Genomic DNA, 22,904 nt, shown 5'->3' on the forward strand with positions numbered 1-22,904 from the left:
CGCCCAGCCAGCGTATGTCCCGGAGCGGAGGTGGTCAGTCCGTCGCGCGCGGACCCCTCGAGGACTCGGCCGCGAGCGCCGCCTGCGCGGCCGCGAGGCGGGCCACGGGGACGCGGAAGGGAGAGCAGGACACGTAATCGAGCCCGGCCCGCTCGAAGAACGCGATCGAGCTCGGATCGCCGCCGTGCTCGCCGCAGACGCCGAGCTTCAGCCCGGGCCGCGCCGCGCGCCCCCGATCCCGCCCGATCTCCACGAGCTCCCCGACGCCGGCCGCGTCCAGCGACTGGAACGGATCCCTCGCGAAGATGCCGGCCTCGACGTACGCGCCGAGGAACCGGCCCGCGTCGTCGCGCGAGATGCCGAGCGCCGTCTGCGTGAGATCGTTCGTGCCGAAGCTGAAGAACTCCGCCTCCTCCGCGAGCTCGCCGGCCACGAGCGCGGCGCGCGGGAGCTCGATCATCGTCCCGAACCGGACGTCGACCCTCCGCCCCTTCTCGGCGAACACCTTCTCGGCGACCCCCTCGACGAGCGCGCGCGTGATGGCGAGCTCGCGCCGGGTCATGCTGAGCGGGATCATGATCTCGGGCTCGACCTCGATGCCCGCCGCCGCGACCTCGCACGCCGCCTCGACGATGGCGCGCGCCTGCATCTCGTAGATCTCCGGCGACGTGATCGCCAGCCGGCAGCCGCGGTGGCCGAGCATCGGGTTGTACTCGGCGAGCTCCTCGTTCTTGCGCGAGAGGTCCTGCGCGGGGACGCCCATCGCCTTCGAGAGCTGGTGGAGCTGCGCCTCGTCCTGCGGCAAGAACTCGTGCAGCGGCGGATCGAGCAGGCGAATCGTCACCGGCAAGCCGGCCATCTCGCGGAAGACGCCCACGAAATCGCCGCGCTGGAACGGCAAGAGCTTCGCGAGGGCGCGCCGCCGCCCCGCCTCGCCGTCCGCGAGGATCATCTCGCGCATCGCCTGGATCCGCTCCTCGTCGAAGAACATGTGCTCGGTGCGGCACAGCCCGATGCCCTCCGCGCCGAAGTTGCGCGCCGTCCTCGCGTCGTGGGGCGTGTCGGCGTTCGACCGCACGCGCAGGCGCCGGACCGCGTCGGCCCAGACCATGAGCTCCTCGAACTCGCCGCTCAGCGCCGCCGGCACGGTCGGCACCGCCCCGAGGTAGACCGTGCCGGTGCCGCCGTCGAGCGTGATCAGGTCGCCGGCCTTCACCGTGATCGTGTCGGTCGGGTGCCCGTGATCGTCGTAGAGCGTCACCGCCATCTGGCCCTGGCTCACGCTGATCGCCGAGCAGCCGGCGACGCAGCTCTTGCCCATCCCCCGCGCCACCACGGCCGCGTGGCTCGTCATGCCGCCGCGGGCCGTCAGGATGCCGCGCGCCGCCTTCATGCCGTGGATGTCCTCCGGCGACGTCTCGGACCGCACCAGGATCACCGCCTTGCCCTGGCCGGCGCGCCGCTCCGCCTCGTCCGCGCTGAACACCACCTGCCCCGTCGCCGCCCCCGGGCTCGCCGGCAGGCCGCGCGCGAGCAGCTTCTTCGGCGCGCTCGGGTCGATGCTCGGGTGGAGCAGCTGATCGATCGAGCCCGGCTCCACCCGCAAGATCGCCTCGCGCTGGCTGATCAGGCCCTCTTTGGCCATCTCGACCGCGATGCGCACGGCCGCCCGGCCCGTGCGCTTGCCGGTGCGGCACTGGAGCAGAAAGAGCTTCTTCTGCTGGATCGTGAACTCCAGGTCCTGCATGTCGCGGAAGTGCCGCTCGAGCGTGGCCTGCACCTCGACGAGCTCCGCGTACACGTCGGGCATCTGCGCCTCGAGCGAGCACGCGTCGTCGACGCCGCCCGTACCGGACACGCCGCCCGCACCGGACACGCCGCCCGCACCGGACACGCCGCCCGCACCGGACTTCGACAGCGGGTGCGGCGTGCGCACCCCCGCCACGACGTCCTCGCCCTGCGCGTTGGGGAGCCATTCGCCATAAAAGCGCCGCTCGCCGGTCGACGGATCGCGCGTGAACGCGACGCCCGTCCCGGAATCGTCGCCCAGGTTGCCGAACACCATCGCCTGGACATTGCAGGCCGTCCCCCACGCCTCCGGGATGTCGTGCATCTTCCGGTACACCTGGGCCCGGTGGTTCTTCCAGCTGTCGAATACGGCGCGGATCGCGCCCCAGAGCTGCGCGTAAGGGTCGTCGGGGAACGGCCGCCCCGTGGCCCCGAGGACGATGTCCTTCTGCCGCTGGATCAGCGCCGCGAGCGACTCCGGATCGAGCAGCGAATCAGGCACCTTGCGCTCGAGCTCGGCGGCGTTCAGGCGCGTCGCGTCGACGCCGAGCCGCGCCGCGGCCTGCTTGCGCGCGCGGCCGAGCGCCTCCTCGAAGCGGTCGCGGGGCACGCCGAGCACGATATCGGCATACGTCAGGATGAAACGGCGATAGGCGTCCAGCGCGAATCGCTCGCAGCCCGTGCGCTTCGCGAGCCCCCGGGCGATCTCGTCGTTCAGGCCGAGGTTCAGGATGGTATCCATCATTCCCGGCATCGACGCGCGCGCGCCCGAGCGGACGGACACGAGCAACGGCGCTTCGGGGCTCCCGAACCGCGCGTCGAGCAGCGACTCCAGCCGGCCGATCGCCGCCCTGATCTCGTCCTCGACGCCGGCGGGGAGCGCTTTGCCCGCGGCATAGTACGCGTTGCAGACCTCGGTGGTGACCGTGAAGCCCGGCGGCACCGGGATGCCGAGGCGCGTCATCTCGGCGAGCCCCGCGCCCTTGCCGCCGAGCAGCTCCTTCTGTTGTGCGTCCCCGTCCGCCTGCCCCCCGCCGAAGAAGTATATCGATCTCCCCATGGCCGGGGCACGCTAGACCGTCCGCGCAGTCGGGTCGAGATCCCTCGAACGCCGCGCGCGGACGGCCGGCGGCGGCGCCGGGTCCGCAACCGACGGAATCGCGCCGCGCACCTCACAAAAATACCGGCTCTCGACGGCGGACGAGCTATGAAGCGGCGCATGAAGCGCGGATACCTCGTCCTTGTTGCGATGCTTGCCGTCCCCCTCGCCGCCTGCGATCAGAAGCCGGCCCCGCAGGCGACCGCCGACGCCCCAGCGGCCGCGTCTGCCAAGCCGGCCGCGCCGCCCACGCACGCGGCCGAGCCCACCGCGGAGCCGACTCCGCCAGAGCCCGCCGGCCTGCCTGCGCCCCCGGACGTCGCCGCGCCGCCCGCGGACGCGCAGAAGACGGCCTCGGGCCTCGCGTTCAAGGTGCTGACGCCGGGCAAGGACAAGGAGCATCCCGGCCCCGACGACAAGGTGAAGGTCCACTACACGGGGTGGACCACCGACGGAAAGATGTTCGACAGCTCCGTCCTCCGCGGCGAGCCGGCGAGCTTCGGTGTGGGCGGCGTGATCAAAGGGTGGACGGAGGCGCTCCAGCTCATGAGCAAGGGCGAGAAGCGCCGCCTCTGGATCCCGGGCAACCTCGCCTACGGCGACCGGCCGATGCAGCCGGGCGCCCCGGCCGGAATGCTCGTGTTCGACGTCGAGCTGCTCGACTTCGCGCCCGCGCCGAAGCCCCCGCCCGTGCCGAAGGACGTGAAGGCGCCGCCCAAGGCCGCGAAGAAGACCCCCTCCGGGCTCGCCTACGAGGTCCTCCAGAAGGGCACGGGCACCGAGCACCCCAAGCCGACGAGCCGCGTCACCGTGCACTACACGGGGTGGACCACGGACGGGAAGATGTTTGACAGCTCCATCGTCCGCGACGAGCCGATCACCTTCCCGCTGGGCGGCGTGATCAAGGGGTGGACCGAGGGCGTACAGCTGATGGTGAAAGGCGAGAAGGCGCGCTTCTGGATCCCGGCCGAGCTCGCGTACGGCGAAAAGCCGACGCGCCCCGGCGCGCCCGCCGGCATGCTCGTGTTCGACATCGAGCTCCTCGACTTTCGCTGAGCCGTCGGCCGGCGCTTTACATCCGGCCGACCGCCTGGCTACATGGAGAGCTGCGAGCGGCCAGGCATGCTGACATCCATTCGACTCAAGAACTTCAAGAGCTTCGCCGATCAAACGGTGGAGCTGTCCCCCTTCACGCTGCTGCTCGGGGCCAACGGCTCCGGCAAGAGCAATTTCCTCGACGCCCTGCGCTTCTTGCAGGGCGTCGGGCTGGATCTCCCCCTGTGCGACATCTTCCGCGGCCGCGTCGACGGCAGGCGCGAGATCTGGCCGGGCCTGCGCGGCGGCACGCAGGGGGCCACGCACAAGGGAGCCAAATCGTTCACCATCGAGAGCCGATGGGCGATAGGGAAGGAGGAGCTCACACACAAGATCACGTGTCAGGTCGAGCCCGACGTGATCGTCGAGCACGAGTCGCTCGAGGCGAAGTCGGCCGGCGGGCCGCTCTTCGATACGCCCGCGTCGGCGCTGAAGGGCCTGGAGGGGTTCGCCGCGGCGGGCGCGCTGATGTCGGCGTCGAAGAAGGGCCGCTCGATGAGGATCGCGTCGATGGATCGCAACCCCGCGCGGCGCAGCCTGCTCGGCCAGATCGAGCACCACCGCGGGCGCGGCGACGACGTGAGCCTCTCGGACGTCATCGCGCTCTGCAACGCGCTCCAGGTCGCGATGCGGGGCACGCTGTCGATCGACATCGACCCTTCGCGGATGCGGGGTTACGTGCCGCACGAGATCGAGAACCTCGGCGCCGGCGGGCAGAACCTCTCCGCCGTGCTCCGCTGGCTCTGTCAGGAGGCCGATCACAAGGCCGACGTGCTCGGGTGGGTGCGCTCGATCTTCGCGCCCGAGATCCTCGATATCGAGTTTGCGGAGACGGGCCTCGGCGACGTGATGATGGTGCTCGTCGAGAAGGGCGGCGCCCGCGTCCCGGCGCCGAGCCTCCCGGACGGCGCGCTGCGCGCGCTCGGCAAGATCGCCGGCGTGCTCACCGCGCCGGAGGGCTCGCTGCTCCTCGTGGAGGACCCCGACGCCGGCATGCACCCCGAGCGCGCGGGCGTGCTCGCGCAGCTCCTGGAGGGCGCGGCGCGGCCCTCCGTCTGTCAGATCGTGGCGACGACCCACTCCCCCGCGCTGCTCCGGGGCGTGTCGAAGCAGGGCCTCAGCCGCGCGATCTCGTTCGAGCGCGACCCCGAGACGGGCGCCACGACGGCGCGCCGGCTCGCCGAGCTCCCGCGTTTCGAGGAGATGGCAGAGCGCGATCCGGGAGAGCTGCTGTCCTCGAGGGCGCTCGCGGGGTAGCGCGCCCGACAGCGCGGTACAGCGCTGCCATTGAGTTGCAGTGCCGCCATTTCGCGAGGCGCTGAATATCTGCCCTTCTCGCGAAATGCGTTGTGAACGACCCCAGAGACCTCTAGGCTACCGGCGTTCATGGCGCGGCGACCGCCGCGTCAATCCAGTGCAATGAGGTCTTCCATGCTTCTCCAGAAAACTACACTTCGACTGGCCCTCTGTCTCGCCGTCGGCCTATCGGCGGCCGCCTGCTCGGACGACGACCCCGGCGGCGAGGGCGGCGGCACGACCAGCTCGACCAGCGGCGCCACCACGGGCTCGGGCGGCGGGACCACCTCGACCAGCAGCGCCACCACGGGCGAAGGCGGCGGAAACGAGGGCGGTTCCAACGGCGAGGGCGGCGCCAACGAGGGCGGCTCCACCGGCGAGGGCGGCGCCAACGAGGGCGGCTCCACCGGCGAGGGCGGCTCCACCGGCGAGGGCGGCTCCACCCCGACCGATCCGGCGTGCGGCGCGGACACCGCGACCTTCGCCGACGTGAAGGCGATCCTGACCGCGAGCTGCGTGGGGTGCCACGGCAACAGCGACCACCTGCCCGGCGAGCTCGATCTCCGCGCGACCGCGGCCCATGGCGAGCTCGTCGACGGGGACAGCACGACGTGCGCCGACCGGGTGCTCGTCGTGCCGGGCATGCCGAGCCAGAGCTACATCATCAACAAGCTGCGCAACGTCGACCTCTGCAACGGCGGCAAGCGCATGCCCCCGCCGCCGAACATGGCCCTGTCCGAGGCCAACATCAAGAAGATCAACGACTGGATCTGCGCGGGCGCTCCCAGCGACTGAGCGCCGCCGCCGGTCTCAATACACCTTGCAGCGCGCGCCGCCGGCGGCGCGCGCGTAGGGGACCTTCGCGCTCCGCCCCTTCACGTAGATCGCCCCGCCCTTGGCGGGCCTCGGGATCACGGCGCCGGTCGCGAGCGGCCGCCCGGGCGGCAGCTCCTCGACCTCGATGACGACGTCGCTCCCTTCCTGATCGACCGCCGAGATCGACGGGCGCCGGAGCTCCTCGTCGGCGGGGCCGCCCGGGCAGGGCACCCCGCGCGCGCTCAGGGCGACGGCGAGCGTGTCGCCCCCGGTCTCCGGGGCGCCGGCCGCCCACTGGAACCGCGGGTCGCGCGCCTCCCCCACCTCCACGGCCAGGCAGCTGCACCGCTCGGCGCGCGACGCGGCGCGCGCGAGCGCGAGGTCGTGCCGCACGCCGACCCACGCCGAGGGAGCCCGCTCCTCGGGCGTGGACGGGGCGCCGTCGAAGTCGTCGGGCGTCCCGACCGCCCGGCGCGGCGCCTTCTGCTGCGAGGCGTCCGGCTCGGCGGGCGCGGCGGGGTCGACGGTGCCGCCCTCCCAGAACGCCGCGGCGCCCGCGTGCTGACTGCCGCCGCAGGCGGCGAGGACGGCTCCGGAGAGGAGCGCAGCGAACCGTGCGATCTGGGCGGCCGAGGGGCGCATTGCGGTGCGATCTTCGCACCGGCGCCGCCGGCGGCCAAGGTTTGTGCGGAGACGGAGGGAGGAGCTACGCGGAACGCGCGGCGTGATGACGAGGCGCGCAGCGGCGCGCGGAGGCGCTGAAGGCGCAGAGACGCGCGCGGCGCGCCGGGTGCCCGGCGCGCTGCGCAGCGACCTTCACTTCGGCTTGATCTCGGTCAGGACGAGGAGGTAGTCCGGCGAGTTGTTCGGCGACAGCTTGGCGTACGGGTTCTCCTTGCTGGGCCACCCGACGAAGCGCTTCGTGCTGTACTCGCCCCAGGACGGGTTCTTGAACAGCGGGATGACCGGCACCTGCTGGGCGTAGATCATCTGCAGCTCGTCGATGATGCTCTTCTGCTCCGCCGGATCCGTCGCGGCCGCGAACTTCTTGAACAGCGGCTCGGCCTCCTTGGCGGCGAAGCGGTGCCAGTTGCGCGTCGTGGCCTCGTTGACCGGCTTCACGAACTCCGGCGCCATGAGATCGCGGTAGAAGTTGAACGGCGTGGGCTCGGTGTTCGTCCAGCCCATCGACATGTCGAACGTGCCCTTCTGGAGCGCCTCGAAGAACGCGCTGAAGTCGTAGGTCTTCAGCGACGCGTCGATGCCGACCGCCTTCAGGTTCTGCGTGGTGATCTGGACCGCGCGCACCCAGTCGGACCAGCCGGTCACGACGTTGATGTCGAACTTCAGCGGCTTGCCGTCCTTCGCCCGGATCCCGTCCGCGCCCTTGGCGTAGCCGGCCTCGTCGAGGAGGGCGTTCGCCTTGGCCACGTCGTAGTTGGTCCAGTCGCCGGCCGCCGCGGCCTTCTCGTTGCGCCAGCGCGCGTACGCGTCGTCGAGCCCGGTCCCGTCCGCGCCGACCGTGTAGCCGTTGACCGCGATCTTGGCGATCTGCGCGCGGTCGATGGCCATGCTGATGGCCTTGCGCAGCTTGATGTCGTCGAACGGCTTCTTCGTGGCGTTCGGGTAGAGCGTCACGGTGCCGCCGACGAGCGGGAACCAGTAGTGGTTGTTCTCCGGGTCCTTGGCGACGTAGGTCTTGTCGATGTCGGGGACGAAGTTGCCGGCCCAGTCGACCTCGCCGTTGATGAGCGCCAGGTTCGCCTGGTCGTTGCCCGGGTACGCCGGGAAGCGCAGCCCCTCGACGTACGGCTTACCCTTCTGCCAGTAGTTCGGGTTCTTGCCGAGCTCGTAGATCTGGTTCTGGAACGTCTTCACCTCGGTGAAGGGGCCGGTCGCGACCGGGTTCTCGTTCGTGAACGTGACCGGGTCGGCGACGTCCTTCCACTTGTGCTCCGGCACGATCGGCTGGTGGCCGATGTAGTGGAGCCCGGGGACGAACGCCTCCTTGAGCTTGAACTCGACGGTGGTGTCGTCCTTGGCCTCGACCGAGTCGACGAACTTCCACACGCCCGAGAGGTCGAGCGCCGGGAACTTCTTGAGGAGGCCGAACGTGAACGCGACGTCCTTCGCCGAGAAGGGTTGTCCGTCCGACCACTTGACCTCGGGGCGGGTCGAGAAGGTGAGCTTCTTGTTCTGGTCGCTCCACTCGTACTTCGTGGCGAGCCACGGCACGAACTCGCCCTTCATCGTGTTGTACACGATCATGGGCTCGTAGATGCCGGCGACGGTGGGGAAGCGCACGCTCCCCTCGCCGAGCAGGGGGTTGAAGTTGCGCACCCAGGACGCCTGCTGCTCCCTGGAGATGGTGACGAACTTCGCGCCGCCCTTCGCCCCGCCCTGGTCCTTGGCCCCGGGGCCCGCGGCGGCGGAGTTCGCCCCCGCCGGGTCCTTGCCGGACTCGGCCCCCTTGTTGTCACAGGCCGCCGTGGCGCCGACGGACAGGAAGAGCGCCGAAAGGGCAAAAATGCGGCGCGACATGGATCGACTCTTCATAAGCTTGCTCCCTCGCGGCGACCTCGGTCGCCCGCGACGATCCTCTCACTCGACCGACAGCACGCAGCGCCGCAGCGCAGCGACAACAGCAGACCGTACGGCGGCGCCACGGATGAGCCGCGACTGCGGCACCCTGACGCCGGCGCACTCTACCGGCCGACGTAGAGAAGTGTCAACCTGACGAATTGAGGGGGTTCCCAGGGCCGCCGTGAGGCCCGCGACCTGATCGGATGCGCACTCCGGCGCCCGCGCCTTCGCCAGAGCGCGCGTCGGCGATCTCGCGAGCTCAGAATTCGGCAGGGTCGCTGTACGTGCCCATGACGTCGCGCAGCACGTCGCAGATCTCCTGCTCGGTCGCGTACGCGCTCGCCGCCGCGATGATGGGGGGCATGAGGTTGTCGCGACCACGCGCGCTGTTTCGCACCTCGGCGAGCGCGCTTCGCACCCGGTCCTGATCGCGCTGGGCCTTGACCCGGGCCAGGTTCTGGCACTGCACCCGCTGCACCTCCTCGTCGATCCGGAGGAGGGGGATCGTCTTCTCGCCGGCGGCGGCATAGCGGTTGACCCCGACCATGATCCGCTCGTTCGACTCCAGCTCTCGCTGGAACCGGTAGGCCGACGCGGCGATCTCGCGCTGCGGATACCCCTTCTCGATGGCGGTCACCATCCCGCCCATCTCGTCGATCCGCCGGATGTACTCGAGCGCCTCCTGCTCCAGGCGGTCGGTGAGCCACTCGACGTAGTAGCTCCCCCCGAGCGGATCGATGGTGTTCGCGACGCCGCTCTCGTGGGCGATGATCTGCTGCGTCCTGAGGGCGATGGTCACGCTCTCCTCGGTCGGGAGCGCGTATGTCTCGTCGAGCGAGTTCGTGTGGAGCGACTGGGTGCCGCCGAGCACGGCGGCGAGCGCCTGGAGCGAGACGCGGACCACGTTGTTGTAGGGCTGCTGGGCCGTCAGCGAGACGCCGGCCGTCTGCGCGTGCGTGCGCAGCTTCATGCTCTCGGCCCGCTTCGCCCCGTAGCGCTCCTTGAGGAACCGCGCCCACATGCGGCGCGCGGCGCGGAGCTTCGCGATCTCCTCGAAGAAGTCGTTGTGGACGTCGAAGAAGAACGACAGGCGCGGCGCGAACGCGTCGACGTCGAGGCCGCGCTCGACGCAGCTCTCGACGTAGGCGAGCCCGTCCGCGAGCGTGAACGCGAGCTCCTGCGCGGCGGTCGAGCCCGCCTCCCGGATGTGGTACCCGCTGATCGACACCGAGTTCCACCGCGGCACCTCGCGCGCGCAGAACTCGATCATGTCGGTCACGACGCGCATCGCCGGGCGCGGCGGGACGAGCCAGGCGTGCTGGGCGATGAACTCCTTCAGGCAGTCGTTCTGCACGGTGCCGCCGATCCGCTTGCGCGGGATCCCGCGCTTGTCGGCGAGCGCGATATAGAACGCGAGCAGCACCACGGCGGGGCCGTTGATGGTCATCGACGTCGTCACCTGATCGAGCGGGATGCCGTCGAAGAGCACCTCCATGTCGCGGAGCGTGTCGACCGCGACACCGCACATCCCGACCTCGCCGAGCGACCGCGGAGAGTCGGAGTCGTAGCCCATGAGCGTCGGGAAATCGAAGGCGGTCGACAGGCCCGTCTGCCCCTCGGCGAGCAGGTACTTGAACCGCGCGTTCGTCTGCTCCGGCGTCCCGAAGCCCGCGAACATCCGCATCGTCCAGAGCTTGCCGCGGTACATCGTCGGCTGGACGCCCCGGGTGAACGGGTACTCCCCGGGCAGCCCGAGCGCCGCCGCGTGGTCGGCCGGCGCGTCGGCCGGCGTCGCGAGGTCGGGCACGTCGACGCCGCTCCAGGTGGTGAAGCGCTCGCTGCGCGGCGGGAAGCGCGCCGACGCCTCGGCGACCGGGCCCTCGCGCCACGCGGCCACCGCGCGCCGGAGCGCCGCGAGCCCGTCCTGGTCGAGCCCGAGCCCGTCGCCGCCTCCGCCGTTCGTGGTGCGGGGCGCGCCTCCGTCGCTCTCGCCGTCGTGGGCCGGAGACCGGAGCGCGCGATCCGCTTCGGCCTGCGGCGGGGGGGTGGGCTGTCGTTGCGCCATGGCCCGCATTTTAGCGCGGCGCCCGCGCGGCGGCGCCGGAGAGCGCGGAGATCGCCGCCGCGCTCTCCGGCGCCGCCGCGCGGCGCGTCACGGGCAGCGCGCGTGGAACACCGCGGAGGCGACCGGCGTCGCCCCGTCCTCCAGCGAGTCCTCGATCGTCCCCGTGACGCGGATCCCCTCCGCGGCGCAGAGCGCCGCCGCGGCGTCGGCCGGCAGCGTCGTGCCCGCCGCGCCCGTATCGAAGGTGAACTCCACGGTGACGTCGCTGCCCGGAGCGACCTCGACCGGCAGCGGCGTCGTCGTCTCGGCGGGGAGCGGCGCCACGATCGCGGTCTTCTGATCGGCGCTCGAGATCTCGAACCCGCGCACGGCGACGCGGCTCGGCCCGCTCGCCCGCGGGCCCAGGTGGAGCTTCAGCGCGAAGCTCGCCTGAAGGCCGGTCCCGAGCGCGCCCGACGAGACGGTCGCCTCGGGCGCGGCGATGGAGGGGTCGACGAACACGGCGGCGTCGGTGTCGATGCAGCCGCCCGCCAGGGCGGCGAGCGCCGCCGCCGCGAGGGCCGCGGCGGCGGAGAGCGGGGCGCGGGCGTTCATGGGGCCACTCTCCCCCGGGCCCGCCCGTCCTGTCCAGATCGGCCGCGCGCGGGCGGTTGCCGCGGGGGGCGCGCGCCGCTCAGGGCGGCGGCGGGACGACGCCCTTGGAGCGGGCCAGCGCGCAGCCGAGCTCCACGTTGGTCGGCCCCTTGTCGGTGCGCACGACCTTGAACTCGACGCGCCGGTTCTTCTCCCAGGCCGCCGCGTTGTGGGCCGGATCGATCGGGCAGTACTCGCCGTAGCCCATCGAGCGCACCGCGTTTTTGTTGACGCCGCGCTGCGCGAGCGCCGCCGCGACCGCGTCCGCGCGGGCCTGCGTCAGCTTGAGGTTGTAGGCGTCGGCCGAGCGCTCGTCGGCGTGCCCCTGCACCTCGATCAGCGTGAACTCCGGGTGGTGCTTGAGCGTCTCGGCGACGGCCTGCACGATGCCGAACGACTCCGGGAGGATCTCCGCGCTGCCGGTCGCGAACTGGATCTTCTCGAGGATGACGATGTTGTTCTCCTCGATCACGACGCTGCCCTTGTCCGGGCATCCGTCCTCGTCCTCGAGCCCGTTGAACGTCTCGGGATCGTTCGGGCACTTGTCGGCCACGTCGGGGATGCCGTCGCGGTCGTTGTCGGGATCGGGGCAGCCGTCCTCGTCCTCGAAGTCGTCCCGGTCCTCCGGGTCGTTCGGGCACTGGTCGGACTTGTCGGGGATGCCGTCCTTGTCGTTGTCCGGATCCGGGCAGCCGTCCTTGTCCTGGAAGCCGTCGCGGTCCTCCGGCTCGTCCGGGCACTTGTCGCGCGAGTCGAGGATGCCGTCGCCGTCGCGGTCGCCGTCGCTCCCCTCCGGGCAGCCGTCGTCGTCCTCGTCGCCGTCGCGGTCCTCCGGGTTGTTCGGGCAGCGGTCGTCGACGTCGAGGATGCCGTCCTCGTCGTTGTCCGGATCCGGGCAGCCGTACTTGCCGGGGGGCGAGTCCGCCTTGGTGTCCTGGAAGCCGTCGTAGTCCTCCGGCTCGTCGGGGCAGTCGTCCTGATCGTCCTTGATGCCGTCGCCGTCGCGGTCGCCGATCGACGGCTCGAAGACGAACCCGATGGTCGCGCGCTGCTCCGCCGCCTGGAAGCCGGGCGTGTACCCGAGCCCGGCGCCGAGCATGAGGAAGCTGTTGCGCTCGATGAAGAGCTTGATGCCGCCGACCGCCTCGGCCGACAGCTTCTGCTTGCTGCTCTCGCCGCCGCCGACCTGCTGCGTCAGGTAGGTCTCGGCCACGAGGTCGAGCGGCGTGAGCACGCGGTAGCTCATGCCGAACCCGCCGGTGAGCAGGTCCGAGTACTCGAAGTCCCCGTGCTTCAGCTGGTAGGTCGCGCCGTCCGAGCGCAGGCCGAACGCCGGGTTCTTCCCGGTGTGGCCGCGGTAGCCGGCGTTCAGCGCGATCCGGAACGGGTTGGTGATGCCGAACCGCTTCTCCAGCACGATCTGCGGCCAGAAGAAGAACCCCGGGTCCGCGGCGAAGTCCTCCGCCCCGGCGACGCCGACGCCGGCCTGGGCGATCACCGCGAGCCCGATCACGTCCTGATCGGGGCGGAGCAGGCGCACCTTGGCGTGGATCGCCAGGTTGCCGAGCGCCTGGGCGTCGAGCGAGTCGTCGTCGTAATTGCCGCCGGGGCCCGGGCCGATGTCGTTGATCGCGTTGGCCCCGTTGAGCACCACCGGCGCGGAGAGGCCGACGACCAGGAAGTTGGCGATGCCGTAATCGAACTGGAACGTGCCCTGAAACGCGTGATTCAGCATCACCTTCGTTCCCTGGTCGTTCTCGCTGAGCGGCAGGATGTTGTGCCCGTAATCGAGCACGAGCCCCAGGCTGATGTCGTTGGCGCCGAGGATGTCCGCCCCGTTGACCGAGAAGAGGCCTTTGGAGTCGACCGCCGGCCGGAACAGGTGCAGGTCCATGCCGTCGCCGTTCCTGCCCTCGCCCGTGCGCGTCTGGGCCGCGGCCTCGCCCGCGGCGGCGGCGGTCATCGCGGCGCCGAGGGCGAGGGAGAGCAGCGCGGCGCCCGGGCGACGGGGCCGGCCTTGCTGGCTGCGGGGGGGCGGCGCGCGCCGATCGTCGGGCGCGTCGGGCGCGCCCGGGCGCGGGTCGGCGGGGGGCAACGGAGAGCGAGGCGTCATGGCAGGGTCCTCGGGTTCGTGAGGTCGCGATGGGGCAAGCGCACCTGGAGCTGGCGCTCGGCGCCACGTACCACCGCGCGAATTCCGGTGTCAAACAGACGGCGCGGCGGGCTCCGGCCGCGGGCCGGGCGGGGGCCCCTCGGCGCGGCCGCGGCCCGGCGCGCGCGCGGGTCGCCTCGCGCCGGAGCGCCGCGATTTGCCGGGGAAAACCGCGCTCCCTCCGCGCGATCCCGGCGCGCCGGGGTGCGCGCCGGGCGACGAGCGCGCCAGTAGCGCTAGAATTGTCCCTGGCTATCGGAGACGGGTATTCCGAGGGAGATTGCGGCGACAGGTGCTCGGTACGGAGTCGATGGGGGGCCACCGTCGGTCGCGGATCTCGCTCCTGGAGGGATGGATGCTGTTCACGAGGTGGACTGGGTCGGCCGCGGCGCTCGCGGCCGTGGCGCTCCTTGCGTGCGGGGAGGGAGGCCCGAACGACAACAGCGGCGGGGCCGGGTCGGGCGGGGGCGGGTCGGGCTCCGTGTCGAGCGCGACGACGGCGGGCACCGGCGGGACCGCGAGCGCAGGCGGCGGCGACGGGGGCGCGGGCGCAAGCGACGCGGGCGGAGGCGGCGCGGGCGGCGCCGGCGGCGCGGGCGCGGGAGGCGGCGGCGGCGACGGCGACGCCGTGTGTGGCGACGGGGCGGTGGCCGGCGCCGAGGGGTGCGACGACGGCAACGCCGCGGCGGGGGACGGCTGCGGCGAGGGCTGCGCCATCGAGGCCGGGTACACCTGCGCCGGCGCTCCGAGCATCTGTTCGACGATGTGCGGCGACGGCCTCCTGCGCGGCGCCGAGACCTGCGACGACGGCGACCTCGCGAGCGAGGACGGCTGCAACGGGGTCTGCGTGATCGAGGCGGGCTACAGGTGCGTCGGCGAGCCGAGCGTCTGCGGCCCGCTCTGCGGCGACGGCCTGCTCATCGGCACCGAGGCGTGCGACGACGGCAACACGGTCGGGGCGGACGGCTGCAGCCCGGATTGCGAGGTCACGCTCGGCTACACGTGCAGCGGCGAGCCCAGCGCGTGCGTCCCCGTGTGCGGCGACGGCATCCATACCGCGCGGGAGGCGTGCGACGACGGCAACACCGTCGACGGCGACGGCTGCAGCAGCGCCTGCGAGGTCGAGCCCGCGTGGACGGCGGCGCCGGTGCGCCGCCGCTGATCCCGCTCAGGGAGTCCTGGTCTTCAGGCTGTCGATCGCGTGGACGGGCGCCAGGTCGCCGGCCATGAGGTGGGCGATCGCGCTGTAGACCAGCCGCTGGCTCTCCAGCATGCTCTTGCCGGCGAACACCGGCGAGGTCACGACGAGGTTGAAGTGCCCTCCGCCGCCGGTCACCTCGGCGGTGGAGCCTTCGATCTTCTCTTCGATGGCCCGCTTCAAGGCGTCGGGGATCGACCCCTGAAACGTCGTCAGGTGGGTGGGCATGGGCCCTTCTATAGGCCATCGACCCGCCGCGGGGAAGCCGGAGCGCGGCGCCGCGGCGGGCCGCGCCCCGGCCGAGATCAGGCGCTCGCGGTCGCGCGGGCCAGCTCGATCAGCCCGGCCGCGCCCATGCCGCCGCCGATGCACATCGTGACGATGGCGTACCGGCCGCCGCGCCGGCGGAGCTCGTGGAGGGCGGTCGCGGTCAGCTTCGCGCCGGTGCACCCGAGCGGGTGGCCGAGCGCGATCGCGCCGCCGTTCACGTTGAGCTTCTCCTCGGGGATCTCGAGCGACCGCTGCACGTAGACGGCCTGCGACGCGAACGCCTCGTTGACCTCGAAGAGGTCGATGTCGGCCATCTTCAGCCCGGTCCTCGCGAGCAGCTTCCGCACCGCGGGCACCGGGCCGATCCCCATGATGGCGGGGTCGACGCCGACGGTCACGAACGACCGGAAGTACCCGAGCGGCTTCACGCCGAGCGCGTCCGCCTTCGCCTTGCTCATCACGAGCGCGGCGGCGGCGCCGTCCGACAGCGGCGAGCTGTTGCCCGCGGTGACGCTCCCCTTCGCCGCGAACGACGGCTTCAGCCCCGCGAGCGCCTCCGCCGTGGTCTCCTTGCGGATCAGCTCGTCGGCGCGGAAGTCGAAGGTCACGCGCTTGCCGTTCTCGTAGCGCACGCCCTTCACGGTCACGATCTCGTCCTCGAAGCGCCCGGCCTCGCGCGCCGCGGCCGCCTTCTGGTGGCTCTTCAGCGCGAACGCGTCCTGGTCGGCGCGGCTCACCTGGAACCGGCTCGCCACGTTCTCCGCGGTGATGCCCATCGGCGTGTACACCGTCGGACAGCGCTCCATCACCTCCGGCGACGCGCTCAGCTTGTTGCCGGTCATCGGCACCATGGTCATCGACTCGACGCCGCCGGCGACGGCGACGTCGAGCGACCCCATCGCGATGCTGCCCGCCGCGATCGCGATCGCCTGGAGACCGCTCGAGCAGAAGCGGTTGATGGTGATCGCGGACGACTCCTGCGGCAGCCCGCCGAGGAGCGAGACGGGGCGCGCCACGTTGAGCCCCTGCTCGCCCTCCGGCATGGCGCAGCCGAGGACGAGGTCCTCGACGTCCTCCGGCTTCACCTGGGGGACGCGCTTGAGCAGCGCGGCGACGACCTCGCCGGCGAGCTCGTCGGGGCGCTTCTGCGCGAGCGACCCTTTGTGGGCCCGGCCAACGGCCGAGCGGACGGCCTCTGCAATTACGACGTCGACCATGGCGTTCACCTAGTTCCGGAGGGGCTTGTTGTTCATCAGCATGTACTGCATCCGCTCAGCGCTCTTGGGCTCGCCGCACAGGCTGACGAACGCCTCGCGCTCGAGCTCGAGGATCTCCTCCTCGGTCACCTCGCGCGCCGCGCCGCCGGCGCCGCCGCAGAGCACCTCGGCGAGCTTGCGCGCGATCTTCGCGTCGTGCTCGCTGGCGTGGCCGCCGGCGACGAGCGTGTCGATCATCATCTGCAGCGTCGCGATCCCGCTCTCGCCCGGGAGCTTGTAGGCGCGCGGCACGGGCGCGTGGTACCCGGCCTCGGCGAGGCCCACGGCGCGCGCCTTCGCCTCGTGAAGCTGGCGCGCCCGGTCGAACGACACGCCGTCGGTCTTGCGGAAGAACCCGAGCGCCTTCGCCTCGTCCGCGCTGGTCGCGACCTTGGCGAGGGCGATGTTCTTGAAGACCTGCGTCACGAGGTCGTACGAGTTCACCGGCACGCCCTCCGGGATCCCCTCGAACGCGCGCCAGAGCATGTTGAGCGTCCCCGCGCCGCCCGGGATGAGGCCGACGCCGACCTCGACGAGCCCCGCGTACGTCTCGGCCGCGGCCTGCACCGCGTCGCACGCGAAGCAGAGCTCGAGCCCGCCGCCCAGGGTCATCCCGTAGGGCGCGGCCACGACCGGGACGCTCGCGTACTTCAGCCGCTGCGTCGCGTCCTGGTAGCCCTTCACCATCTTGCGGATCGCCTCCCAGTCCTTGTTGCCCGCGGCCATCACCACGAGGAACAGGTTGGCGCCGACGCAGAAGTGCTCGCCCTGGTTGAAGACCACGAGCGCGCGGAAGTCCTGCTCGGCCTTCTCGGCGGCGAGCGAGAGCATCCCGATCGAGTCCGGATCGAGGCTGTTCGCCTTGGTCTTGAAGGTGACGCCGAGCACGCCGTCGCCGAGGTCCCACGCCTCGGCGCCGTCGTTGGCGAGCACGGGCTTCACGCCGCGGCGCGCGCCGGCGAGCGTGACGTTCCGCGGATCGACCTCGCGGGCGACGTACTCTCCCTTGAGCAGGTCGAACACCGCGCCGTCCTGCCGGTAGAACGACGTCGCGCCGCTCTGCTTCATGCGGAGGATCGACTCGGGCAGCTTGATGCCGTCCTTCTGCATGCGCTCGACGGTCTCGGCGAAGCCGAGCGCGTCCCAGGTCTGGAACGGCCCGAGCTCCCAGTTGTACCCCCAGCGCATGGCGTCATCGATGGCGACGATGCTGTCGGCGATCTCGCCCACGCGGCGCGCCGTGTACGCGAGCGAGCGGGAGAGCACCTTCCAGGCGAACTGCCCTGCCTTGCCGGGGTCGTTCGCGAGCTTCTTCACGCGCGCGGCGGGGTCCTCGATCTTCTCGCAGGACTTCGTGGCCTTCTTGATCGCCTCGTCGCCGCCGTGCGGGCGGTACTGGAGCTTTCCGGGGTCGAGCGTCTCGAGCCCCTCCTTGGCCTTGCGGTAGAAGCCGCCCTTGGTCTTGTCGCCGAGGAGCTTCGCCTCGACCATGCTGCGGATGTAGGCGGGCACCTTGAAGACCTCGCGGTCCTCGTCGCGCTCGAGCGCCGTGTAACAGTTGTCGGCGACGTGGGCGAAGGTGTCGAGGCCGACGATATCGCCGGTCCTGAAGCTCGCGCTCTTCGGGTGCGCCATGGCGACGCCGGTGATGGCGTCGACGTCCTCGGGCGCGAGGCCCTCCTCGATCATGAGGTGGATGGCGGTGAGCATCGCGTGGGTGCCGATGCGGTTGCCGACGAAGTTCGGGGTGTCCTTGCCGAAGACGATGCCCTTGCCGAGCACGTCCTCGCCGAACTTGCGCACGCGGGCGACGACGGCCGGGTCGGTGTCGGGGCCGGCGACGAGCTCGAGGAGCTTCATGTACCGGACCGGGTTGAAGAAGTGCATGACGAGGAATCGCTTACGGAAGTCCTCGGAGCGCCCCTGCATCATCTCCTCGATGCGCAGCCCGGAGGTGTTCGAGGCCGCGATCGCGTCCTTCCGCATGACCTGCTCGAGGCGGGCGAAGAGGGCGCGCTTCGGCTCCATCTTCTCGATGATCGCCTCGATAACGAGGTCGCATTGGGCGAGCTCGGCGAAGTGATCTTCGGTGTTGCCGGTGCGCACGAGGCGGGCGTGGGAGGGGTGGAAGAACGCGGCGGGCCTGGCCTTGAGGGCCTTCTCGAGCCCGCCTGCGGCGAACCGGCTCCTCGCGGCCGGGTCCTTCCGCTCGGCGTCGGTGAGGTTCGGGGGCACGATATCGAGGAGCAGGACCTCGATGCCGGCGTTGGCGAAGTGGGCGGCGATGCCGCTGCCCATGACGCCCGCGCCGATGACGCCCGCGCGGCGGATTGGTTTCGTCATGCAGATCCTCCGGGATGATGAATATGGGGCGCGAACCATTGGCGCAAAGGGCGCCGGGCGCAAGCGTATCCGGGGTGGACGGCCGCGGGGGTGAGCGAGCGAGGACGCGCGTCGTCGGCGCGGAGTTCGGCGAAGAACGGCCGGTCGAGGTGGGAGGCCGCACGCTTCAGCGCGGGTGTGCGACACCGGACGACGGCAGCAATGGGGGGCGGCGCACAGGAGCGGACACGACAGCGTACTTTGGACTACCGATACGCCACGGCTTCCATCGATTGAACGTTCCAGGTGTGGCGGACACCGGACCGGGCGTCTGCTGTGTGCGGGCGAGCGAGCTCAGGGGGTTGTGGGCGCGCTGGCGGTCGCGTCGCGGGTGTGCGGCGGGCGCGCCGCGTTCCGTTCTCGGCGTCTCAGTGCCAGGCCTGGGCGGACTGCACGGGCCGTCCGGTGCGGTCGTGCTCGGCGAGGAGGCGCTTCGACATGTCGACGCACACGGTGCAGGAAGCGAAGCGCGAGCGGTGCTGGCACTGGATCCATGTCGCCGTCCCTTGCGCCCCGAACTCCACCGCATCGAGGTGTTTGCCGCAGGCGACGCAGTGGATGTGCTGGTGCTCGTGCTGCTGCTGCTGGGCCGGGCGCGGCGGCGCGAGCGCCTTCCGCTCGCGCTTGGTCAGTCGCTTCTCTCGCTTCATGATCTCCTCGATGACGGGGGTGGCCGCACGGCATCGTGCTGGCGCGGAGCAAGCTAACACGCGCCGCTGGGCGAGGGGCCCGGCGGGCTGCGCGGAGGGCAGCGGCGCGGCGGTGTCAGACGGGCCCGCTCGACGTCCACTGCGGGCGGCACGGTCCACGCCTGCAGGTGCAACTTGACGTCAGTCGCATTCTGTGCATGTGGCGACCACGAAACCCTGGGCGTGGACGCCGCCGATGCGGGCACGTCGAGCACGTCCGCGTCGGTCGCGCTCGTCAGCGTGCGCGTCGAGTCGGGGCGCCCGCGGACTCGGCCTGCGGGCTGCTTGATGCCCACCGCCCCCCATGAGATCGCTCGCGCATGGGTCGCTTCCTCGAGACGTTAGCGGTCGCTGCAGTCGTCGTGCTCGCCCTCAGCTGCTCGATCGTGGATCCCGGCGATCGCGAAGAGCTGAGACGCCGGATCGCGATGCTGCCGCCCGACACGCTATCGACCTGGGCGAAGTGGAACATGAACGCCAACGCGGTGAAATGGCTGCGGATGTACAAGGACCCGAACGATCAGGTGGGCAAGCTCCAGTGCCGGTTGAAGGCCGGCGGCACGTGGAGCGGCTGGAACGACCAGGAGCCGACGTACACCGTCGCTGACTTGCTCGACTGCCTCCTCTCAGGAGGAGATATCCCCGTGACATACACGATGTGTGCCGACCTATTTCAAGGCGTGGGCGATGCGGCCATGAAGAGCAAGATCTTACACGAGCAGCAGGTGCCCGGCGTGACGCACGTCGAGTGCAGATTCGTGTGGGATTTCCGTTATGAGCCGGAGAAGGTGCCGTCCAACCTGACGAACCCCAGATCGATCACACTCGACGAGCTGATCGACTGGCTGATTTCACTCCCGGCGCCGCCTCCGGGATTTGCTTCGCCTCAGCTCGTCCCGCTCCTCTGCCCGCTCGGCGCGGGGCCAGGCTGGGGGTGCCCACCTCGGCCGACGGACCTTCCGGGCGAGCAACCCACCGATCCGACGGGTGGTGAACCTGGGGATCATCCATGAAGCTCCGAACGTCGCGCGTGATGTACCTCATGCGGCGCATCGACGTCGAGGCGGGCACGGCGAGTTGCCTATTTTCGCCCCAGGACACCTTGGGCCGGAACATGGACCTCGAGACCCTGGGCAGGCTGTGCGCCGAAGCATGGCACGACGACCTGCCCGAGGCGGACCGCGCATGGGCCGAGGCGTATCGCGAGAAATTCGGGCGGTGGGTCGACGATTCGCGGCCCGCGGCCATCCGCCCGAGGGTGGACGCGGGCTCTCTCCAGAGTCTCCCGGGCAGGTTCGACAAGGAGCCCGCTCCGCCGTGGCCGATGCTGCTCGAAGCCGTCAAGAGCGCATTCTTTACCTTCGTCGTGGATTTCGCGCAGACGGTCGCGGGCGAGGGCGAGGGCGCGACGGGCGATCCGGCAGCGCGCCTCCACCGGACGTCGCTCTGGCGGGCGCTGACGGCCGACGATGCCCCCGAGGTGGACCGGCCCTCGGCGCTCCGCGCCTTTCAGAGGGGGTTTCGACGCGGGCGCCGCGGGCTCCCGAGCTCCATGACGAGGCCCATCGGCCCGAGGCTGGAGCCTGCGCGGTTCTGGCCGGTGAATACGCTGCTCCATCTCCCCGGGCCGAGCGCAGCGCGCAACCGAGCCCTCTGGGACGCGTCGAGTCACTGCACGGATACCAAGCAGTATCGGGCGCTCCAGCAGGAGCTGCGCGATCTCTATGCGAGCGCCTGGCGAGACGACGTGCCGGAGGAGGACCGCGAATGGGCCGAGTCCTATCGCCACGCGTGCATGAACGAGGTCAACGGTCGCCGGCGAAGCGCCCTGGCTCAGAGCGCCTATGAAGGCTATCTCCAGAGCAGCGACGGGCTCTTCAACGGAGAGCCCGCTCGACCGTGGCCGAGCCTCACCGGCCTCGCCTCGGACCCATGGCGTGCTCTCGTCGATGCCGTCGAGGACGCGCCCGAAGGCGAGAGCGAGCTTGCGACGGCCGAGGCGGCAGCGCGCGAATTCTGGGACTCGCTCTACCGGGAGGCCCCGCCGTGGGACAGCGACCCGGCGAAGATGCACTGGCTCGCGGCCGTCCGCGCCGCGCGACGCAAGGCGCTGGCCGACGATGTTCCGCCGGACAAGGGATCATGACGCGCGCGCTTCATGCTCTGCGCGATGGCGGGATGCCCCCGCACGACATCGTGCGGGCCGGGTCAAGCCATCACGCGGCGGTTCCGGCCGGCTGCGCGGGCGCGCGGCGACGCCGCGCTGACGAGGACGGACTGCGCGGCGTCGTCAGCAGACGGGAGCGCCGTGTGGGCGTGTGGAACTTGACTTCCTTCCGGGGTTGTGCGTACCAGGCCTGGGCGGGGCGCAGCCGTGCGTCCGTTGCTTGTGCGGCGGCGCTCGATCTGGTCATCGCGCCTCTCGGCGCCGGTCGCTCCGTCCTCTCGGCGCGCTTGAGCGCGAGCTTTGGACGACGGAGGTTCATACCTTGCGCAGCAACGTTTGTCGGGGCATTCCGCTGGGGCTAGGGCTCGCGCTCTTCACGCTTGGGTCGGGGGCGGCGGCCGAGCGTCCTTCGGAGACGAGCGCGCGCCTCATGGCGCAGGCGAACGCCGCGGTCGACGAGGGTCGGCTCGCCGACGCGCGCGACCTGTGGATGGCGGTGTGGAAGGTCGATCGCTCCCAGGTTGCTGCGTGCAACCTCGGCGCGCTGTCGTACCGGCTCGGCGAGGCGCCGGCCGCGGTGCGCTGGCTGTCGCTGTGCAAGGAGCTCATGCGCGCGCCCAGGACCCCTCGCGAGCGCGAGCTCTACGAGTCGCGGCTCGCCGATCTCGCGCGCGCGCGCCAGCTCGTCGGCGAGCTCCGCGTCGTCGCGCCCGCGGGGGCGGCGGTCACGATCGACGGCGAGCCTGTCGATCTCGAGAGCCGCGTGCCCGTCCCGGTCCTCCCTGGGCGCCACGTGGTGCGGGCGTCGTCGAACGGCAGGACGGCGGTGGCGGAGGTCGAGGTGGCGCGCGGCAGGACGCGGGAGGTGACGCTCGCGTTCGCGTCGCCGTCCGGGGAGGCGAGCGCCGCGGGCGCGGCGGGCGCCGCGGATGGGACTGGCGCCGCGGATGGGACTGGCGCCGCGGGCGGCCCCGACGCGGCGCGCGAGCCGGGCGGCCCGCGGCCGATCCCCTCGCCTCCCCGACCCGGGCCGCGGCCGGACGTGATCGTCGGCGGTGTGGGCCTGTCCGCCACGCTCGTGGCGCTCGGAGGTGTGATGATGATGGCCACGGAGAAGAAGGAGGCGGCAGGCCGCGCTGCGGCCCGCTCTGCGGGCCCGAGCGGTTGTTTCCGGTTGACCTGGCCGATGTGCCGCGACTCGGCCTCGGCCTACGACGACATGCGCACCTTCCGGACCGTCGGCATCGCCGCGTTCGCCGCGGGAGGCGCGGTCCTGGGGGCCACGCTCACCTACGCCCTGGTTCCGCGCGGGCAGGCCGAGCTCGAGGTGTCGGCCGGGGGCTTCGCGGTGACGAGCGTCTTCTGATGTGCGGCCCGCCATCGGCCCCGCCGTGAGGGGGCGCCCGCGGCGGAGC

Annotated in this window: 17 protein-coding genes; 7 read left to right on the top strand and 10 right to left on the bottom strand. The window is 71.4% G+C overall.

Going from position 1 to position 22,904, the window contains the following annotated elements; all coding sequences use genetic code 11:
- Nucleotides 1-34: 34 nt before the first annotated feature.
- On the bottom strand, nt 35-2,848 hold the full coding sequence (gene ppdK, locus WMF26_RS42835) for a pyruvate, phosphate dikinase (protein ID WP_437997429.1): 2,814 nt from the start codon (nt 2,846-2,848) through the stop codon (nt 35-37).
- 159 nt (nt 2,849-3,007) lie between these two features.
- On the opposite strand from ppdK, the gene WMF26_RS42840 reads away from it, so the two are divergent.
- The 3 genes from WMF26_RS42840 to WMF26_RS42850 all read left to right on the top strand — a co-directional run bounded on the left by WMF26_RS42840 (nt 3,008) and on the right by WMF26_RS42850 (nt 6,073).
- Nucleotides 3,008-3,943 carry an FKBP-type peptidyl-prolyl cis-trans isomerase gene (locus tag WMF26_RS42840; RefSeq protein ID WP_437315575.1) on the top strand — a complete coding sequence of 312 codons (936 nt, stop codon included), beginning with the start codon at nt 3,008-3,010 and terminating at the stop codon, nt 3,941-3,943.
- 66 nt (nt 3,944-4,009) lie between these two features.
- Nucleotides 4,010-5,239, top strand: coding sequence for an AAA family ATPase (locus WMF26_RS42845; RefSeq protein ID WP_437951861.1), 1,230 nt, complete (start codon nt 4,010-4,012; stop codon nt 5,237-5,239).
- 174 nt (nt 5,240-5,413) lie between these two features.
- Nucleotides 5,414-6,073, top strand: a complete 660-nt coding sequence (locus tag WMF26_RS42850) for a PE-PGRS family protein (RefSeq protein WP_437997430.1) — start codon at nt 5,414-5,416, stop codon at nt 6,071-6,073.
- Between the two features lie 15 nt (nt 6,074-6,088).
- Here WMF26_RS42850 and WMF26_RS42855 read toward each other — a convergent pair whose 3' ends face one another.
- The 5 genes from WMF26_RS42855 to WMF26_RS42875 form a co-directional block, all read right to left on the bottom strand.
- The gene (locus WMF26_RS42855; RefSeq protein WP_437997431.1) at nt 6,089-6,736 is read right to left on the bottom strand and encodes a hypothetical protein; all 648 of its coding nucleotides are present in this window, start codon (nt 6,734-6,736) and stop codon (nt 6,089-6,091) included.
- A gap of 174 nt (nt 6,737-6,910) precedes the next feature.
- Nucleotides 6,911-8,650: an ABC transporter substrate-binding protein gene (locus tag WMF26_RS42860; RefSeq protein ID WP_437997432.1), complete on the bottom strand. Its 1,740-nt coding sequence runs from the start codon at nt 8,648-8,650 to the stop codon at nt 6,911-6,913.
- Nucleotides 8,651-8,936: 286 nt separating this feature from the next.
- Nucleotides 8,937-10,742, bottom strand: a complete 1,806-nt coding sequence (locus tag WMF26_RS42865; RefSeq protein WP_437997433.1) for an acyl-CoA mutase large subunit family protein — start codon at nt 10,740-10,742, stop codon at nt 8,937-8,939.
- 87 nt (nt 10,743-10,829) lie between these two features.
- Complete coding sequence (locus WMF26_RS42870) at nt 10,830-11,336, bottom strand: hypothetical protein (RefSeq protein WP_437333852.1); 507 nt, start codon at nt 11,334-11,336, stop codon at nt 10,830-10,832.
- Between the two features lie 79 nt (nt 11,337-11,415).
- Entirely contained in the window at nt 11,416-13,488 is a 2,073-nt protein-coding gene (locus WMF26_RS42875) for an OmpA family protein (protein ID WP_437997434.1), read from the bottom strand.
- A 394-nt stretch (nt 13,489-13,882) separates the two neighbouring features.
- Here WMF26_RS42875 and WMF26_RS42880 point away from each other — a divergent pair, with 394 nt between their 5' ends.
- Entirely contained in the window at nt 13,883-14,689 is an 807-nt protein-coding gene (locus tag WMF26_RS42880; protein ID WP_437997435.1) for a DUF4215 domain-containing protein, read from the top strand.
- A gap of 6 nt (nt 14,690-14,695) precedes the next feature.
- Here the strand turns inward: WMF26_RS42880 and WMF26_RS42885 are convergent, their stop codons facing one another.
- From WMF26_RS42885 to WMF26_RS42900, 4 genes are all read right to left on the bottom strand, one after another.
- On the bottom strand, nt 14,696-14,953 hold the full coding sequence (locus WMF26_RS42885) for a BolA/IbaG family iron-sulfur metabolism protein (RefSeq protein WP_020740589.1): 258 nt from the start codon (nt 14,951-14,953) through the stop codon (nt 14,696-14,698).
- A gap of 77 nt (nt 14,954-15,030) precedes the next feature.
- Nucleotides 15,031-16,212 carry a thiolase family protein gene (locus tag WMF26_RS42890; protein ID WP_437333855.1) on the bottom strand — a complete coding sequence of 394 codons (1,182 nt, stop codon included), beginning with the start codon at nt 16,210-16,212 and terminating at the stop codon, nt 15,031-15,033.
- Between the two features lie 9 nt (nt 16,213-16,221).
- Nucleotides 16,222-18,594, bottom strand: coding sequence for a 3-hydroxyacyl-CoA dehydrogenase/enoyl-CoA hydratase family protein (locus WMF26_RS42895; RefSeq protein WP_437997436.1), 2,373 nt, complete (start codon nt 18,592-18,594; stop codon nt 16,222-16,224).
- 407 nt (nt 18,595-19,001) lie between these two features.
- On the bottom strand, nt 19,002-19,283 hold the full coding sequence (locus tag WMF26_RS42900; RefSeq protein ID WP_437997437.1) for a hypothetical protein: 282 nt from the start codon (nt 19,281-19,283) through the stop codon (nt 19,002-19,004).
- Nucleotides 19,284-19,642: 359 nt separating this feature from the next.
- Between WMF26_RS42900 and WMF26_RS42905 the strand changes: the two genes are divergently transcribed.
- From WMF26_RS42905 to WMF26_RS42915, 3 genes are all read left to right on the top strand, one after another.
- Complete coding sequence (locus WMF26_RS42905) at nt 19,643-20,335, top strand: hypothetical protein (RefSeq protein ID WP_437997438.1); 693 nt, start codon at nt 19,643-19,645, stop codon at nt 20,333-20,335.
- On the top strand, nt 20,332-21,468 hold the full coding sequence (locus tag WMF26_RS42910; protein ID WP_437997439.1) for a hypothetical protein: 1,137 nt from the start codon (nt 20,332-20,334) through the stop codon (nt 21,466-21,468). Before WMF26_RS42905 ends, WMF26_RS42910 begins: the two co-directional genes overlap by 4 nt.
- Before the next feature lie 451 nt (nt 21,469-21,919).
- Entirely contained in the window at nt 21,920-22,855 is a 936-nt protein-coding gene (locus WMF26_RS42915) for a hypothetical protein (RefSeq protein WP_437997440.1), read from the top strand.
- The last annotated feature ends 49 nt before the right edge of the window (nt 22,856-22,904 follow it).

It is taken from the genome of Sorangium sp. So ce185 (genome assembly GCF_051526825.1).
GTDB classification, from domain to species: domain Bacteria; phylum Myxococcota_A; class Polyangia; order Polyangiales; family Polyangiaceae; genus Sorangium; species Sorangium cellulosum_D.